Annotated in this window: 18 protein-coding genes and 5 pseudogenes; 21 read left to right on the top strand and 2 right to left on the bottom strand. The window is 34.7% G+C overall.

Annotated features, from left to right (window positions below; all coding sequences use genetic code 11):
• The first annotated feature begins 654 nt into the window (after positions 1 to 654).
• The 21 genes and pseudogenes from yidD (at position 655) to BAU16_RS03425 (ending at position 14,892) form a co-directional block, all read left to right on the top strand.
• The gene (gene yidD / locus BAU16_RS03515) at positions 655 to 939 is read left to right on the top strand and encodes a membrane protein insertion efficiency factor YidD (protein WP_002318456.1); all 285 of its coding nucleotides are present in this window, start codon (positions 655 to 657) and stop codon (positions 937 to 939) included.
• The gene (gene trxA, locus BAU16_RS03510; RefSeq protein ID WP_002318457.1) at positions 920 to 1,240 is read left to right on the top strand and encodes a thioredoxin; all 321 of its coding nucleotides are present in this window, start codon (positions 920 to 922) and stop codon (positions 1,238 to 1,240) included. Before yidD ends, trxA begins: the two co-directional genes overlap by 20 nt.
• Positions 1,241 to 1,263: 23 nt before the next feature.
• Positions 1,264 to 1,569: a rhodanese-like domain-containing protein gene (locus BAU16_RS03505; protein ID WP_002318458.1), complete on the top strand. Its 306-nt coding sequence runs from the start codon at positions 1,264 to 1,266 to the stop codon at positions 1,567 to 1,569.
• A pseudogene (locus BAU16_RS03500) lies at positions 1,569 to 1,910 on the top strand (FAD-dependent oxidoreductase); the annotation flags it as partial. The gene BAU16_RS03505 and the pseudogene BAU16_RS03500, both read left to right, overlap by 1 nt.
• Before the next feature lie 106 nt (positions 1,911 to 2,016).
• Positions 2,017 to 2,199 (top strand): annotated as a pseudogene (locus tag BAU16_RS03495) (PadR family transcriptional regulator); the annotation flags it as partial.
• Between the two features lie 355 nt (positions 2,200 to 2,554).
• Positions 2,555 to 2,725, top strand: coding sequence for a hypothetical protein (locus BAU16_RS13530; RefSeq protein WP_000713595.1), 171 nt, complete (start codon positions 2,555 to 2,557; stop codon positions 2,723 to 2,725).
• Between the two features lie 13 nt (positions 2,726 to 2,738).
• A complete protein-coding gene (locus BAU16_RS03490; RefSeq protein ID WP_001062588.1) occupies positions 2,739 to 3,356 on the top strand; it encodes a recombinase family protein in 618 nt (205 codons plus the stop codon).
• Positions 3,356 to 3,718, top strand: a complete 363-nt coding sequence (locus BAU16_RS03485) for a toprim domain-containing protein (RefSeq protein ID WP_000108744.1) — start codon at positions 3,356 to 3,358, stop codon at positions 3,716 to 3,718. Before BAU16_RS03490 ends, BAU16_RS03485 begins: the two co-directional genes overlap by 1 nt.
• 736 nt (positions 3,719 to 4,454) lie before the next feature.
• On the top strand, positions 4,455 to 6,341 hold the full coding sequence (gene ltrA, locus BAU16_RS03480; protein WP_161526422.1) for a group II intron reverse transcriptase/maturase: 1,887 nt from the start codon (positions 4,455 to 4,457) through the stop codon (positions 6,339 to 6,341).
• Between the two features lie 252 nt (positions 6,342 to 6,593).
• The gene (locus BAU16_RS03475; protein ID WP_161526423.1) at positions 6,594 to 8,270 is read left to right on the top strand and encodes a DNA topoisomerase; all 1,677 of its coding nucleotides are present in this window, start codon (positions 6,594 to 6,596) and stop codon (positions 8,268 to 8,270) included.
• Between the two features lie 119 nt (positions 8,271 to 8,389).
• Positions 8,390 to 8,605 (top strand): peptide-binding protein, encoded by a 216-nt coding sequence (locus tag BAU16_RS03470; RefSeq protein WP_001835296.1) that lies wholly within the window; start codon positions 8,390 to 8,392, stop codon positions 8,603 to 8,605.
• Between the two features lie 16 nt (positions 8,606 to 8,621).
• A complete protein-coding gene (locus BAU16_RS03465) occupies positions 8,622 to 8,906 on the top strand; it encodes an antitoxin (protein ID WP_104661859.1) in 285 nt (94 codons plus the stop codon).
• Between the two features lies 1 nt (position 8,907).
• Entirely contained in the window at positions 8,908 to 9,093 is a 186-nt protein-coding gene (locus tag BAU16_RS03460) for a hypothetical protein (protein ID WP_007209310.1), read from the top strand.
• A 1-nt stretch (position 9,094) separates the two neighbouring features.
• Positions 9,095 to 9,562, top strand: a pseudogene (locus tag BAU16_RS13655) (zeta toxin family protein); the annotation flags it as partial.
• Between the two features lie 129 nt (positions 9,563 to 9,691).
• Positions 9,692 to 10,555 (top strand): zeta toxin family protein, encoded by an 864-nt coding sequence (locus BAU16_RS13650; protein WP_237579200.1) that lies wholly within the window; start codon positions 9,692 to 9,694, stop codon positions 10,553 to 10,555.
• Positions 10,556 to 10,992: 437 nt separating this feature from the next.
• Positions 10,993 to 11,151: pseudogene (locus tag BAU16_RS03450) on the top strand (DnaJ domain-containing protein); the annotation flags it as partial.
• Positions 11,152 to 11,258: 107 nt separating this feature from the next.
• Positions 11,259 to 12,197 (top strand): N(5)-(carboxyethyl)ornithine synthase, encoded by a 939-nt coding sequence (locus tag BAU16_RS03445; RefSeq protein WP_071130057.1) that lies wholly within the window; start codon positions 11,259 to 11,261, stop codon positions 12,195 to 12,197.
• A gap of 116 nt (positions 12,198 to 12,313) precedes the next feature.
• Positions 12,314 to 12,763: pseudogene (locus tag BAU16_RS03440) on the top strand (zeta toxin family protein); the annotation flags it as partial.
• Positions 12,764 to 13,204: 441 nt separating this feature from the next.
• Positions 13,205 to 13,522, top strand: a complete 318-nt coding sequence (locus tag BAU16_RS03435; protein WP_002300567.1) for a hypothetical protein — start codon at positions 13,205 to 13,207, stop codon at positions 13,520 to 13,522.
• A gap of 533 nt (positions 13,523 to 14,055) precedes the next feature.
• Complete coding sequence (locus BAU16_RS03430; RefSeq protein ID WP_002300565.1) at positions 14,056 to 14,553, top strand: DnaJ domain-containing protein; 498 nt, start codon at positions 14,056 to 14,058, stop codon at positions 14,551 to 14,553.
• 33 nt (positions 14,554 to 14,586) lie between these two features.
• The gene (locus BAU16_RS03425; protein ID WP_071869364.1) at positions 14,587 to 14,892 is read left to right on the top strand and encodes a hypothetical protein; all 306 of its coding nucleotides are present in this window, start codon (positions 14,587 to 14,589) and stop codon (positions 14,890 to 14,892) included.
• Positions 14,893 to 14,914: 22 nt separating this feature from the next.
• On the opposite strand, the gene BAU16_RS03420 is transcribed toward BAU16_RS03425, so the two are convergent.
• Together BAU16_RS03420 and BAU16_RS03415 are read right to left on the bottom strand one after the other, a co-directional pair.
• On the bottom strand, positions 14,915 to 15,172 hold the full coding sequence (locus BAU16_RS03420; RefSeq protein WP_161526419.1) for a hypothetical protein: 258 nt from the start codon (positions 15,170 to 15,172) through the stop codon (positions 14,915 to 14,917).
• Between the two features lie 2 nt (positions 15,173 to 15,174).
• Positions 15,175 to 15,474: a hypothetical protein gene (locus tag BAU16_RS03415; protein ID WP_161526418.1), complete on the bottom strand. Its 300-nt coding sequence runs from the start codon at positions 15,472 to 15,474 to the stop codon at positions 15,175 to 15,177.
• Positions 15,475 to 15,621 lie beyond the last annotated feature (147 nt).

Raw genomic sequence — 15,621 nt, 5'->3', positions numbered from 1 at the left:
TGCTAGTTATATGGCTTACCGCGAGTTTTATAACAATCGCAGTCAATTAATTATATGATTTGGGATGATACACTACTCTTAAAACCAGTGGTTACAATTTTATGTAGTTAAAAGAAGACCTCACGAGAATAATTGCAAAAAGAACTTCATTTTTTAAGGAAGAAGGATATTTTTGTCATCGAATCTTTGGAACGACTAGGGCGAAACTATGATGAAATTTTTTATATAGTGCAGCAACTGGATTAAAAGGATATCGGACTGATTGTTTTGAACATGCCTATCCTCAACCAATGAGAACTTTCGACGAAATCATGTTCTAGAAAGAAATTTCTATCCAATAAGAATTCCAAATCATGGACACTATTATCAAAGATGATAATTTGACAATGATTGCTAGAGAAGTTGAATCAACATTAAAAGAAGTAGTGGACGCTGCTAAATAAATATAAAAAAGACTTTCTCGTGAACTAAAATGGACCCCTATAGAGGACACTAAAAAAAGTGTCCTCTATAGTTTTTTTTGCCCATAGGGAGGAAGGTCATGTAACTTTATCCACTAGCTCTTAATACAAGATTCGGAAATACCGACATATTATGGTCGTTTTTATTCTTTTTGAAAAATGCTTTACAAAAAATATGCATGGGGGTATATAAATGAAAAATATCATTTTATTAAGTATAAAAGGTTATCAAAAAGGAATTTCGCCGTTGTTTCCACCGAGTTGCCGTTATTATCCCACCTGCTCGCACTATGCTGTTGATGCGATTGAAAAACACGGAGCAGCAAAAGGGTCTCTAATGGGAGCAGCACGTATTATGCGGTGTCATCCATTTGTTAAAGGCGGATATGATCCAGTGCCAAGTACATTTTCATTGAAAAGAAATAACAGACATAAGATAAAAGGAGAGGAACAATCAAATGACAGTAAAAGTAACTGATATAACATTAGCATCAGAAGTAAAAGAGGGTATTACATTAGTCGATTTTTGGGCTCCTTGGTGCGGGCCATGTAAGATGTTAGGACCAGTATTAGAAGAATTAGAAGCAGAATTTGCACCTGAAATTAAAATTGCAAAGTTGAACATTGACGAAAACAATGTAATAGCTAGTCAACTGGGCATTATGAGCATTCCTACCATGGTTTTATATAAAGATGGTCAGCCTATTGAAAAAATAGTTGGCTACCAACCAAAAGAAGTACTAAAAGAGTATTTAATGGAAAAAGTAACAGCAGAATAATTACTATTATGAGGAGTAAAAATATGTTTTTCAAAAAAACACCTACGATTTCGACTACTGAACTGGAGAATAAATTATCCGAAAAGCCGCAAATTATTGATGTGAGAGAACCGCATGAATTCAAAATTGGTCATATTCCAGGTGCAAAAAATATTCCATTGGCTAAAGTTTCTACCTATACCCCGAAGGGTCAAGTCTACGTAGTGTGCCAATCTGGGATGCGCAGTAAACGAGCGACGAAAATATTGCTGAAACAAGGACATGATGTTATCAACGTCCGTGGCGGCATGATGGCATGGGCAGGAGCAAAAAAAGGAGGCAAGAATTAATGAGAATTGTCATTATTGGTGGTGTAGCAGGTGGTATGTCTGCTGCTACACGGTTAAGACGTTTGGATGAAAGAGCAGAAGTTATCGTGTTAGAAAAAGGGCCATATGTGTCATTTGCTAATTGTGGTTTGCCTTATTATGTCGCTGGAGAAATTGATGAACGGACGGATTTGTTAGTTCAAACTCCAGAATCTTTGCAAGCAAGGTTCAATTTAGACGTACGACCAAATAGTGAAGCTATTTCCATCGACTCCAACAACAAAGAAGTGGTCGTGCAAACCGATCAAGAAACATACACGTTGGGGTATGACAAATTAATCTTGTCTCCAGGAGCAAAGCCATGCCATTACATTTATATCTCTGATACGTATTTACATTTATATTAATAAGCAACTATCTTTAGTTGTTTTTTAGAAACTAGTTGTATTTCTTTTTTTATATCTTAATTTGACAATTAAGATTATTTTAGTTTTAACTACACCCGTTCATGGATATGCTATTATTCAAGAAATTGATAAGTTAAGTGATGGATCAGTTAAGGTAGCAGCAGGAACTATGTATGGAGCGATTGAAAATTTACTTAAGCTTAATTTGATAGAAGAAATTCCAAGTAGACCTCATCGTCGCAAAGAGGGCAAAAATCCCTTTAAGAGATTTTTACCCTCTTTGCGACGTTGAGGCCTTTGTTTTTCGTTCTCGTTTTTTGTTTGATTAACTAGAAGGGATTAAAAGACTGCATTTTGATTTATTTTTTTAGGGTAAAGGAGAGAGTAGCCCGAAAATTTTTAGTTGGCTTGGACTGAACGAAGTGAGGGAAAGGCTACTAAAACGTCGAGGGGCAGTGAGAGCGTAGCGAACACTTGTTTTTTTGAATTTCTATCTTTGTTAGGTCAATAGAGTATACTTATTTGTCCTAATATGATTTTAGTAGTATGATTGACTTGGTGAATAGGTCATTTAAGTTGAGCATAATAGGAGGAGTAAAATGAAAAAATTTATTTATCGAGTTTTAGAAAATGACGAAGTGGTGGCTATTTTTAATGAGCAACAATATGCGCAAGATTTTATCGCTTACGAAAAGACAATTTCTGATAAGCAATTTGAAATTGAAAAAGTAGATATAGCTGATTGGTTATTGCAACCGAGAGAATTTTAGAGGTTGGTTGAAAATGGCTAAAATTGGTTATGCACGTGTCAGTAGCAAAGAACAGAACTTAGATCGGCAATTACAAGCGTTACAGGGCGTTTCTAAGGTCTTTTCAGACAAATTAAGCGGTCAATCGGTCGAACGCCCACAATTACAAGCTATGCTTAACTATATTCGTGAAGGGGATATTGTTATTGTTACTGAATTAGATCGATTAGGACGAAATAATAAAGAATTAACAGAATTGATGAATCAAATTCAAATTAAGGGGGCAACCCTGGAAGTCTTAAATTTACCCTCAATGAATGGTATTGAAGATGAAAATTTAAGGCGTTTGATTAATAGCCTTGTCATTGAATTGTACAAGTATCAAGCAGAATCAGAACGAAAAAAAATTAAGGAACGTCAGGCACAAGGAATCGAAATTGCTAAGAAAAAAGGCAAATTCAAAGGTCGGCAACTGAAATTTAAAAAAAATGATCCACGTTTAAAGCATGCTTTCGATTTGTTTTTGAATGGTTTATCCGATAAAGAAGTTGAAGAACAAACTGGAATCAATCGCCGAACGTTTAGAAGGTATCGAGCAAGATATAACGTGACAGTAGATCAAAGAAAAAACAATGAAAAGAGGGATAGTTAATGAGTACGGTTATTTTAGCTGAAAAACCAAGCCAGGCATTAGCCTACGCAAGTGCTTTAAAACAAAGCACCAAAAAAGACGGTTATTTTGAGATCAAAGACCCACTATTTACAGATGAAACGTTTATCACCTTTGGTTTTGGGCATTTAGTGGAATTAGCAGAACCAGGTCATTATGACGAAAAGTGGCAAAATTGGAAACTTGAATCTTTGCCGATTTTTCCTGATCGATACGATTTTGAAGTTGCAAAAGATAAGGGAAAGCAGTTTAAAATTGTTGCAGAACTTCTCAAAAAGGCAAATACAATTATTGTTGCAACAGATAGCGACAGAGAAGGTGAAAATAGTGCGACATGTTTCTAGTTGAAAAGACTAGACACACTAACGGCTTAACAGACGTTAGTGGAGAACTTTCAGTTTGAGAGGTGGAATGATAGGGTAACGCCTTGAAACGCCTCCCTTAATACTCCGACATGCCTTTTCTTACGTGTTAAAAGAAATGGTATGAAGCTCGGTGAAGTCTGCAGAAGGATACCGTAAGCAAGATTGAAAAACATGGGTCTGCACGAAAATTTCCTAGAGGTAGGAAACGTATCTAATATGCCGGAGGTCGCAAAAAGTATAGTATGGTGAGAATGTGTGTAAAAGCACTGACGAACTGGCGAATGTACTGTCCTAAACGCCTAAGGCACAGAAATGTGTCGGGTAGAACATGATTGAAGAAATCATATCACTCTACGGTATCATGCGGTGGAGTAAGAATTGTTTTTATGAAACTCCGTGAAGTGTTATAGGCACTTGAAGTGATACAGGGCAAAAGTCAGCACCTAAGCTATTACATTGATAAAACTGAAGGAACGTGGGAAGCCAAGAACGTGGAGCGCACACACGCAAAGAAGCGGATATAAGGAAAGTAGTAGTATATAACTTATATTTATCCTGGTGAAAGTAGTGGCATGACCGGTGAAGGTTCTGTAATGGGGCTGGAGGAATAGCCACAAGTCAACAAATTCAAACCAATTTATTAGGTAACCTAAGTCAAACCATAGATTCCTGTAAGACCAAAAGGTCACAACCAAGAACTAGGGGGTGACGAACTATGAACAACCACCGAAACAAGAAAAATAATAAGCTTCGATATTCTGAGTACTATGGAATGCAAGAAGCTTATGATAACTTATATCAACGTAGTGTAGAGAATCAAAATTTCAAGTCACTAATGAAAATTATCATATCTGATGACAATATCTTGCTTGCGTATCGTAATATAAAGCGCAACTCAGGAAGTCTTACGGCAGGTATTGACGGTAAAACCATTAAAGACATTGAAAAACTAACAACTGAAAGATACCTTGATATAGTTAAGAAACGGTTCAAATTTTACAAACCAAGAAAAGTTAAGCGAACTGAAATTCCTAAACCAAATGGAAAAACTAGACCATTAGGAATTCCTTCTATTTGGGATAGGGTAGCTCAACAATGTATCTTGCAAGTATTAGAACCAATATGTGAAGCAAAATTCAACCCACATAGTCACGGTTTTAGACCTAACCGGTCTGCCGAACACGCAATTGCTGATTGTGCCAAGAAGATGAATATTATAAAAATGGGATACTGTGTTGATATAGATATTCAAGGTTTCTTCGATGAAGTTTGGCACTCAAAATTAATACGACAAATGTGGACTATGGGTATCCGGGATAAAGAACTTCTCGCTATTATCCGTAAAATGCTAAAAGCTCCAGTTGTACTACCTAATGGTACTATTCAATTTCCGAAAAAGGGTACACCACAAGGTGGAATTTTATCCCCACTATTAGCCAATATTAATCTTAATGAATTTGATTGGTGGATATCGGAACAATGGGAAACAAGGTATATGTCTGAAATTAAGACACAGTACAATGCTAATGGGACCGAGCATATGGGAAATCATCATAGGGAAATGCGCTCACATACAAAACTAAAAGAGTTCTATATAGTTCGTTATGCAGATGATTTCAAATTATTTTGTCATAACCGGAAAACGGCTGAACTACTTTATCATGCTTCGATACAATGGTTGGAACAGCGATTGCATCTACCTGTATCTATCGAAAAATCCAAAATCACGAACCTTCGTAAGGAAAGTAGTGAGTTTCTAGGTTTCAATTTAAAGCTGGAAAGAAAAGGGAAAAATAGATATATAATGCACTCTCATGTTTCGGATAAAGCAATTAACCGTATGAGAATAGAACTTAAAGAGCAAATCAAGGAAATCAAAAAATCACCTAATAGCATGAATACTATTAGAGCTATAGGGAATTATAATAGTAAAGTTATTGGCATGCACGGTTACTATCGAATAGCAACTCACGTTAATAAAGATTTTAAAAAAGTTCATTACTCAGTTCTTCTGACAATGAGAAATCGATTGTCTATCGATGGATTGACAAAAATGGGTAAATATACTGGTAAAGATAAAGGGATATTGAACTACGTCCAGTCAAAGAATATTAGATACCTGGCGGGACGCCCAATTATACCAGTTAGTTTTGTACAACATAGGAACCCTATGTACCTTAAAGTTAAAATTAATAAATACACCCCTGAGGGACGTGAGCTCATTCATCGTAATCAATCAGCCGTATCTGAAATAGCACTTCGTTGGATCAGGAGCCATCCTGTAGTCAGCGACAGAGCAACAGTGGAATTTAATGATAATCGAATTTCATTATTTATAGCTCAGTCGGGTAAGTGTTCGGTAACGGGTGAAGAACTAAATGTCCTAGATATGCATTGTCATCATAAGATACCTTATCATTTATCTAAAGATGACAAGTATAGTAACTTGATTATTGTTAAACCTGAAGTTCATATTCTAATACATGCTACCAAGGAAGATACTATTCAGCGATATATGACCTTATTAAACCTTAATGATGAACAGGTCAAAAGGCTGAATAAATTAAGGTTGTTAGTTAGAAACACCTTACTACATTATTAATTTGGTTGCGAGACTTAGGAAAACAAAAGGTTTAATTTGTTGATGGAACGCCGTGTGCGGTGAAAATCGCATGCACGGTGTGGATCGGGGGAAAAACTGGAGATTACTTCAAAAGTTTACCTATCGATATTCGCCTGGTCGATTATCCATAAAGCAAATGCCTTTTCAAAAGATAAAACATTTAAAAGACTATGGATCAATAGCTTAGAAAAAGATGTGATCCGAAGCGGTTTTCAAAATTTGCAACCAGGAATGAATTACTATCCCTTTTATCAAGAAGCGCAAACACGCCAAATTGCCGATTGGTTGATCGGCATGAACGCAAGCCCTTTGTATACGTTAAATTTACAACAGAAGGGCGTACAAGGTACATTTTCACTAGGACGTGTTCAAACGCCCACCTTATACCTTATTTTTCAGCGCCAGGAAGCCATAGAGAATTTTAAAAAAGAACCTTTTTTCGAGGTGGAAGCTAGTATAAAAGTAAACCAAGGGTCATTTAAGGGCGTTCTAAGCCCCACACAGCGTTTTAAAACCCAAGAGGAGCTTTTAGCTTTTGTTTCTTCTAAACAAGCTAAAATAGGCAATCAAGAGGGGATAATTGCTGATGTTCAAACCAAAGAGAAGAAAACGAATAGTCCGAGTTTGTTTTCTTTAAGTAGTTTGCAATCAAAAGTTAATCAGCTTTATAAAGCGACAGCGAGCCAAACGTTAAAAGCTATGCAAGGACTGTATGAAGCCAAATTATTGAGTTATCCAAGAACAGATACCCCATTTATTACAGAGAACGAATTTGCTTATTTAAAAGCGAATTTTGGCAAATATAGCGTTTTTTTAGGACTTGATCTTGAAATGGTTCAAACAGAGCCTAGAAAGCGTTATGTGAACGGTAGTAAGGTACAGGAACACCACGCCATTATCCCAACAAAACAAGTACCTACCGAATCTGCATTAGCGAAAATGGACGATTTGCAACGAAAAATTTATACTTTAGTCGTTAAAACGACCGTTGCCATGTTTCTACCTGATTATTTGTATGAAGAAACCAAGATACAAACCAAAGTAGCCGACTTACTTTTTCAATCAATAGGCAAGACACCAAAGCAAGAAGGGTGGAAAATTCTTTTTAAACAGCAAAACAAAGAAGAAAAAGAGGACGTTCAAACGTTACCCTTGGTTATCATTGGAGAACATGCCGAGGTTGACGTTAAGAGTGCCGAAAAAGAAACACAACCACCGAAAGCTTTTACAGAGGGTACATTATTAACTGCTATGAAAACCGCTAATAAAACGGTTGATGATGAAGAAGCAATCAAGATTTTACAAGAAGTCGAGGGGATCGGAACAGAAGCGACAAGAGCAAGCATTATTGAAGCCTTGAAACAAAAAGAATATATCCAAGTGATTAAGAATAAGCTTGTTGTAACTGAAAAAGGTAAATTATTGTGCCAGGCAGTCGAAAGTCAGCACCTCTTAACGAGTGCTGAAATGACGGCTAAATGGGAAACGTATTTAAAGAAGATTGGTAAAAGAGAAGGTAATCAAGAAAACTTTATTAATAATATCAAGAAGTTTATCGTTCATTTATTGGAAAATGTACCTACCGATATAGAGAAATTAAGTTTTGCTGATTACCAGGTACAGAAAGAAAAAGAAGCAGAAAAAAGTATTGTAGGAAAATGTCCTAAGTGTGGCAACAATATTGTATTAAAAAAATCGTTTTATGGTTGTTCAAATTATCCTGAATGTAAGTTTACTTTAGCTGAACATTTTAGAAAGAAAAAACTCACCAAAACGAATGTAAAAGAATTACTGGAGGGAAAAGAAACTCTGGTAAAAGGAATCAAAAACAAAGAGAAAAAGCCCTACAATGCCGTTGTAAAAATTGGGGAAAAGGGATATATTGATTTTATCTCTTTCTCAAAATAAACATAAAAGCCCTTTAAATAGGGCTTTTATATATTAATCACAAATCACTTATCACAAATCACTTGTGATTTGTGATTGTTGATGATAAAATAAGAATAAGAAGAAATAGAAAGAAGTGAGTGATTGTGGGAAACTTAGGCGCACAGAAAGCAAAACGAAATGATACGCCAATCAGCGCAAAAAAAGATATAATGGGGGATAAGACGGTTCGTGTTCGTGCTGACTTGCACCATATCATAAAAATCGAAACAGCAAAGAATGGCGGAAACGTAAAAGAAGTTATGGATCAAGCCTTAGAAGAATATATACGGAAATATTTACCTGACAAACTTTAAAAGGAGTGAACATGAAATGGCAGTTACGTATGAAAAAACATTTGAAATTGAAATCATTAATGAGTTATCGGCAAGTGTTTATAATCGGGTATTAAATTATGTTTTGAATCATGAACTAGATACTAAAAATACTCGTTTACTAGAAGTGAATCTTTTAAATCAATTAGAAGTGGCACAAGAAGTTGATTTATTTGAACAACCATTTGAAGAATTACAAGCTATTCATGAGTATTGGCGGTCAATGAATCAATATTCAAAACAAATTGTTGAAATGTCACCTTCTTTAAAAGGAGTGATCTAATATGACAACTCAAGAGGAATTAAAAGAAATCTATCACACTGTGTCAAAAATGGACATTATGGAACTAAAAAAAGCGTATGAGTTGGCTGAAACACAAGAAGAATTTGAGTTTTATAAGGAATTATTTACTTATCAATTGCAACAAAAGCAAAAACTAATTATCAAGCAGAAAGATTTTGTGATTTAATATGAAGGATAGACCACAATATATTATTGTTGCGGGCGTCAATGGAGCAGGGAAATCAACACTTTATCAAACAGTACCGCAACTCTTTCAAGATACACAACGAATTAATGCTGATGAAATTCTAAATAAAAATGGTGGTGACTGGCGAAAAAACTCAGATAATATGAAGGCTATGCGTGAAGTTGTAAAACAAATGAATCAAGCAATTGAATCTAAAAGGTCTTTTCACCAAGAAACCACATTATCTGGACAAGGACAGAAAAAATGGATTGAAAAAGCCAAGGCACAGGGTTATGAGGTAAATTTATTTTATGTTGGGATAGACAATGCTGATTTGGCAATACAACGTGTCAAACAAAGGGTTGAAAAGGGCGGTCATGGCATACCTGATGAACTCATAAAAAAGCGTTATAGTCAGTCATTAAAGAATCTAGAATATATAGCCCCTCTTTGTGATAATGTTATGCTATACGATAATACGAAAATTTTTGTTCCAATTTATGAACGTCAAGGGGAAAAGATAGTTTTAAATAATACAAAAAATATTCAATGGCTTCCAGTTAGTTTTATTAATAAGTATAGGGTGGGATTGAGAGATATGGCGAATATTACTGACTTCACCGAAAAGCAATTTGAAGATCGTTTAGAAAAGAATGTTGAACGACTAACTAAAAATAGACTAGCGGTTGAATCGCCAACCGCTTTTTTACTTGGTGGGCAACCAGGATCAGGGAAAACCAGTTTGCGATCGGCAATTTCCGAAGAAACACAAGGAAATGTTGTTATCATTGATAATGATACGTTCAAACAACAGCACCCAAATTTTGACGAATTAGTGAAACTCTATGAAAAAGACGTAGTAAAACATGCAACACCCTATTCTAATCGTATGACAGAAGCACTTATTAGCCGTTTAAGCGATCAAGGCTATAATTTAGTGATTGAAGGCACAGGACGAACAACAGACGTTCCTATTCAAACAGCCACAATGCTTCAATCTAAAGGTTATGAAACAAAAATATACGTTATGGCAGTACCGAAAATTGAATCATACTTAGGAACGATTGAACGATATGAAACCATGTATGCAGATGATCCAATGACAGCCAGGGCAACACCAAAACAAGCGCATGATATTGTTGTCAAAAACTTACCGACCAATTTAGAAACCCTTCATAAAACGGGCTTATTTAGCGATATAAGGCTTTACAATAGAGAAGGAGTGAAACTCTATTCAAGCTTAGAAACGCCTTCCATTAGTCCGAAAGAGACCTTAGAAAGAGAATTAAATCGTAAAGTATCAGGGAAAGAAATTCAACCGACTTTGGAGAGAATAGAGCAAAAAATGGTTCAAAATCAACACCAAGAAACCCCTGAATTTAAAGCAATTCAACAAAAAATGGAAAGCTTGCAGCCACCTACACCACCAATACCCAAAACACCTAAACTTCCAGGGATTTAAACCTTAAAAAAGGAAAAGAGTAGTTACCAAAAAACGGTAACTACTCTTTTTTTATAAAAAAATTTCCTCATTTTTTAAAAGCTGATCGAGAAATAAAGCACACAACGGTATTCTTTCTTTTTTCAGTTGCTACATTTTGCAGTCTGTAACGTGTCATTTACTGTTTGTTACCTTAACATATCCAGTCGAAAACACAAGGGTATATAAACGAGCAAGCTCGCCCTTGTGTTTTCTTTGTGTCTATGTTGCGTACTCGTCACAGCAAACGACACGAACACACTGGCGAAAATGAACCAACAAAACGAAAAAAGAAAGGAGCATACACTGTAATTTATTTCTAGCTTTTAAAACATGAGGAAAACAGCTTCACTTCCTAAAACGCCTAACAAAAATGGTTGTCAAAAAGCCAAAAATCAAAAAGAAAAGGAATGATAAAAATGAAATACATTAAAAACGTTGAAACACTTGAGGAATTGAAAAAAGCCTACAAAAAATTAGCTTTGAAATTGCACCCCGATTGTGGTGGTAGCAATGAAGAAATGGCGCAACTAAACAATGAATATGATGAATTGTTTAGCAAACTTAAAAACACTCATTCCACCTCAAAACTGTGTTAGACTGAAGATGTACGAAAACAGCCTCATGAAACATTTCTCTGAGAACAAATCCATACAAAAACTAAAATTGAAATGGAGTTGGAATTATGAAATTAGGTTTTATAAAGTCAAATTTTCCAAATGAGCGTCGCGTCCCTTTGTTACCTGAACATATCAAGCAATTCGCCAATTCAATTTATATCGAGAATGGTTTTGGTGACTCGCTAAGTATCCCTGATGATAATTATCGAAAAGCAGGTTGCACTATTTTAACCCGTTCTGAAATTTTTGCCTCTTGTGAGGGAATCTTCTCTCTCAAACTCCTCCAACCATCTGATTACGACTTGATTCGTCAAAATCAGATGATTATTGGTTGGACTCATCCACTGGGATCAGGTAAAGAATTTATGGAGACTCAAGCAATTCCTAAAAATCTCTATATTCTTGATATCGATAATCAAAGACCCATGATGTACTATCAGGAAAATGCTTATCCTACACAGTTGATTCCTAGAAACTTCGTTTATCAAAACAGCTTCTATGCTGGTTATGCCGGAGTATTACATGCTCTCTTGAGTTTTGGCTTATTACCAAATAGTAATTGTGAGATTGCTATTTTAGGGTCCGGAAATGCAGCTCAAGGTGCTTTCCATGCGATCTCAAAAATTTCTTCTTCTGTCCGACTTTTTTATCGAAAAACACTTCCGCAATTCAAACAACAACTTTCTAAATACTCGATTATCATTAACGGCATTGAAGTGGGCGATTCGGGTAAGCCCATTATGACTATTGCAGAGCAAGGGCAGTTAAAAACGGGGGCCTTTATTATTGATATAGCAGCGGACGCTGGAAATGCAATTGAAGGAAATCAGACAACGACCGTGCCTGATCCGATCTATCAAAAAAATGGTATTTATTACTATACTTTACCTAACACGCCTACCTTCGCTTACCGAAATGTCAGCCAAATCCTAAGCGAACAATTTAGTAAGTACATTTTCAAAAATGATATTTCAGCCTTCATTGATGAAATTGAAGACAAATAGTAATGTTGAACAATAGTTCAACTCCACTGGCAATATTTTTCAAATCTTATTTCAGATATTATTGCTAGGTTGAGTAGCCGACTCATCTGATGTTCGTTAGAACATTTATAAACTTCTCAAAAATATACGTCATGGCAGTACCGAAAATTGAATCATACTTAGGAACGATTGAACGATATGAAACCATGTATGCAGATGATCCAATGACAGCTAGGGCAACACCAAAACAAGCGCATGATATTGTTGTCAAAAACTTACCGACCAATTTAGAAACCCTTCATAAAACGGGCTTATTTAGCGATATAAGGCTTTACAATAGAGAAGGAGTGAAACTCTATTCAAGCTTAGAAACGCCTTCCATTAGTCCGAAAGAGACCTTAGAAAGAGAATTAAATCGTAAAGTATCAGGGAAAGAAATTCAACCGACTTTGGAGAGAATAGAGCAAAAAATGGTTCAAAATCAACACCAAGAAACCCCTGAATTTAAAGCAATTCAACAAAAAATGGAAAGCTTGCAGCTACCTACACCACCAATACCCAAAACACCTAAACTTCCAGGACTTTAAACCTTAAAAAAGGAAAAGAGTAGTTACCAAAAAACGGTAACTACTCTTTTTTTATAAAAACATTTCCTCTTGTTTTAAAAGCTGATCGAGAAATAAAGCACACAACGGTATTCTTTCTTTTTTCAGTTGGTACATTTTGCAGTCTGTAACGTGTCATTTACTGTTTGTTACCTTAACATATCCAGTCGAAAACACAAGGGTATATAAACGAGCAAGCTCGCCCTTGTGTTTTCTTTGTGTCTATGTTGCGTACTCGTCACAGCAAACGACACGAACACACTGGCGAAAATGAACCAACAAAACGAAAAAAGAAAGGAGCATACACATGTAATTTATTTCTAGCTTTTAAAACATGAGGAAAACAGCTTCACTTCCTCAAACGCCTAACAAAAATGGTTGTCAAAAAACTAAAAATCAAAAAAAAGAAAAGAGGAAAAGAAAATGGAAAAAACAAAAAAATTACAATTAGAAGATTTTACAGAAAATGAGTTTTTTGGAACACAAGAACAGCAATATCTAAAAGCTCAAGTAAGAGAAGAGCTAAAAGAGCAAGGCTTTATCATAGATAGCAGTTTTGAGGGCGATTTTAAAACATGGATAGGTGTATACGCAAGACCAAAAGATAAACCGACCTACTTAGACCCTCAAAACGATAAAGAAGCAGAAGAACAAGAGCAATATTCTATTAACGGCTTTAAACAAGATTTTAGCGAATGGTTTGAGTGGGAAATAAAAAATTTGAAAATTAAAGAAATGTAAAAGAAAAGCCTAGCAAAAAAAGCTAGGTTTTTCTTTTAGATAAAACACCAAAAAGAAAAACCTAAGAAGGATAAAATAAGTTGTTCCACTTGCGGTGCAGTTGCTCCTCGTTCCAAACCCAACTTATTTCTTTGCAAAGATATTTGTATTTGACTAACACCTTTCCTCGAATGGTAAAAGCTAACCGTTCGTTACTCTACCTCAGATACTTTCTTTTTTCAGTTGGTACATTTTGCAGTCTGTAACGTGTCACTTACTGTTTGTTACCTTAACATATCCAGTCGAAAACACAAGGGTATATAAACGAGCAAGCTCGCCCTTGTGTTTTCTTTGTGTCTATGTTGCGTACTCGTCACAGCAAACGACACGAACACACTGGCGAAAATGAACCAACAAAACGAAAAAAGAAAGGAGCATACACTGTAATTTATTTCTAGCTTTTAAAACATGAGGAAAACAGCTTCACTTCCTCAAACGCCTAACAAAAATGGTTGTCAAAAAGCCAAAAATCAAAAAGAAAAGGAATGATAAAAATGAAATACATTAAAAACGTTGAAACATTGGAAGAATTGAAAAAAGCCTACAAAAAGTTAGCTTTGAAGTTACACCCCGATTGTGGCGGTAATGAAGAAGAAATGAAAATTTTGAACAATGAATATGACGAACTGTTTAGCAAACTTAAAAACACTCACAAGAACAAAGACGGCGAAACCTATACAAAAGAAACGACTGAAACGCCCGAACAATTTAAGGACATTATAAATCAACTTTTCAATCTGAAAATGGACGGTGTATCAATTGAAATCGTGGGAACTTTTATATGGTTAACAGGCAACACAAAACCTTATAAGGACGACATAAAAGCCCTAGAATTTCGTTATTCACCAAAAAAATACGCATGGTATAAAGCACCAAGCGATTATAAAAAACGTAGTCGAAAAAATTATGATATGGACACAATAAGGGGAATGTATGGAAGTCAAAAGGTGAAGGAAGATAAAGAAGAAAAAAAATACTTACAAGCCAATTAAGGCTTGTAAGTTTATCAGAAAGGAAGTTTTAAAGTGGATATTAAAATAAAAAAAATAAATTTTGAAGGTAATATTTTAAAAGTGATAAAAGCGACAGTAACAGAAATGAGAGGAATAAATAATCATCAAAAATATGATTTTGATTTATATCAAATAGAAGCACGTTCGCCAATGTCAACAAGAGAAATAACTTTAACAGTTGATTTTATAGAAAAAAAAGTATCAGGTGATATTATCGCTTTTGGTGATTGGTACGATTTGGATATAGAATCAGTAAATGAAATATTAAAGCAATTAAAAAAGGAAGAACAAATATTAAGAACAATCAATTTTATTTAAAAAAGTATCAAAAAAAGGAAAATTATTTTCCCTTTTTTTGATACTTTTTAGGTTTATTTGCTTTAATATACTCAGAAAAAATTTTTAAAAATTCTTCTGTTTCTTCTACAGTTAAATAGTCAATTTCAAAATACTTTTCTAACAAAGCACCTTTTTCAATTAGATGCTTTGTTCTTCTTTTTCTGTTAATATTTTGCTCGCTATTCGCTCGCAAAATATTTTTTTGAATTTTTAGTTTTTCTATTCTTTTGTTGATGTCATTTAAATCATTATTTACCATAACTATTTAAGTAATTCAGAAAAGTTTTGACTATTCGTATTTAATAAAGTTTCTAATTCGTCATAGAATAATTCTTTGTTTTCTTCAATTGATTCAATAGAAATATCATTTTTTGAAAGAGTAGAAAGAACAAAATCACCAATATCTGCTTTTGATTTTAGAATTAATTCTTCTTTTTTCTTTTGTAATTCTTTAATTTGAAGTTCAATATCAGAAACAGTTTTTTTCTTTCTCTTTTTTGGTCTTGTTTTTGGAATGATATGTTCATTTTCTGTCTTGATGTTTTGATCTTGGTTTTCCATAAAATATCCCTCCTGATAATTTGTATATGTCTATCATATTATATTATATTTCTAAAATCATTAAATATAAACGAAAATGTCAGATTAAACATAATTACTTTTTCATTGATAAGTGGTAGAATTAATTTATAGAGGATTCCCTTAGAT

Origin of the sequence: Enterococcus sp. JM9B (assembly GCF_009933265.1) — a bacterium.
GTDB classification, from domain to species: Bacteria; Bacillota; Bacilli; order Lactobacillales; family Enterococcaceae; genus Enterococcus_C; species Enterococcus_C songbeiensis.
This window is presented reverse-complemented; position numbering and strand designations above follow the sequence as displayed.